Raw genomic sequence first — 1114 nt, 5'->3', positions numbered from 1 at the left:
GCAGCAAAGAGACGCCGCTAATGCGCAACTGGCGTTTGTACTGGAGAAGTTATCAGAAGAGTAGAGAAAAGGCCCCGTTCGGGGCCTTAGTTTTATTTATCTTCTAGTGCTGCCAACCTCTTATCGAACTCGCGCATCTTCTTACGCTGATAGGCAATCTCTATGAAGAACATCTGGTCCGCCCTAACCCCCCATCTGCCGCCGGGAGGGGATACTTGTACAGTCTGGCCATCTTCATCAATATCATACGCGGCTTCAATTGAGTCGTAGCACAAGAAAGCATATTTACAATCGGTAGAATCTTTCTCCATAAGCCCATGGTCGACCAAGATGTCTCGCACATCTTGGGCTATCACACCGAAGTGTATCCTTGCAGTGTCACCCTTGATTGCTAGGCTTTCAAGCCACTTAAAAGATATTACATGTATATCCTCCCATGCGGTAAGGAGTTGTCCCTCAATTTCCTCTTTGTTCGTCTTAAGTGTACCATCAGACGTGTTTATCGTACCGGTGGCCGCGTACATCGTAGTCCACCTATTACCTGCCGAACCTAAAGACACTTTCGAGTCTAAGTAAGGAAGAAAATTGTTGTATGAGTAGAAGCCTCCTGACGCATACATAATAGCCCTGTTAGGCTTTGCATGGTTTGCCCCGTACAGTTGCAGCAACGCACCATCGGAACTGGATGCACCATCACCACCGCTAACTATCAGTCTTTGACCCGATGGGGTTTTAGTGGGGACTGTTTTTGAAATCAGCCCGTAATCACCATCAAACCGTGCGCGCACGGCAGACTGTTGTGTACCATCGTATTCCAGCCCCGTTACATGCAGGGAGTACACGCTTACATCATTGTCAAACGTTAAAGGTGCTTCTACATGGCGTACACCATCTACCCCCATGGCGACAGGTATTGTACGGTTAGGAGTTGCTCCGTATTTGAAATCACGTGATACGTACGGGTGGTCTTCAATCTTTATCCGGTAGCTATATAAGTCAGCCGGATGCCCATCATGTTTGTACCATAACCTCGCACTGTTATCCCCTATGCTCCAGGGAGAGAAGAAGTCTTCCCCACCAAAGATATAGTACAACCAGCCATCTTTAACACAGA

The 1114-nt window shown here is 47.7% G+C and carries 1 protein-coding gene; it reads right to left on the bottom strand.

Features of this window, described 5'->3' with window-relative positions; translation table 11 throughout:
* Positions 1-92: 92 nt before the first annotated feature.
* The coding region (locus BAW75_RS08580; protein ID WP_208635209.1) for an endosialidase catalytic beta-propeller domain-containing protein at positions 93-1114 on the bottom strand (1022 nt) is incomplete at its 5' end.

Source organism: Micromonospora chalcea (assembly GCF_002926165.1).
Taxonomy (GTDB): Bacteria; Actinomycetota; Actinomycetes; order Mycobacteriales; family Micromonosporaceae; genus Micromonospora; species Micromonospora chalcea.
This window is presented reverse-complemented; position numbering and strand designations above follow the sequence as displayed.